We start from the raw sequence: 211 nt of genomic DNA on the forward strand, positions 1-211 counted from the left end.
GCTCCCCGAACAGGACTCGAACCTGTGACAACTCGATTAACAGTCGAGTGCTCTACCAACTGAGCTATCAGGGAATAATAATCATTTATTCAAGGTTACACCCTGAAAACTGGATCCGAAACTCCATTGCGTCCTATTCTTAGGATAAGCCCTCGACCGATTAGTATTGGTCAGCTCCATGCATTACTGCACTTCCACCCCCAACCTATCT

At 46.4% G+C, this 211-nt stretch carries 1 tRNA gene; it reads right to left on the minus strand.

Annotated elements, in window-relative coordinates:
* Position 1: 1 nt before the first annotated feature.
* A tRNA-Asn gene (locus tag E0698_RS26460) sits at positions 2–74 on the minus strand.
* Positions 75–211: the final 137 nt, after the last annotated feature.

It is taken from the genome of Paenibacillus sp. 23TSA30-6, from assembly GCF_014858585.1.
In the GTDB taxonomy this organism is placed as follows: domain Bacteria; phylum Bacillota; class Bacilli; order Paenibacillales; family Paenibacillaceae; genus Paenibacillus.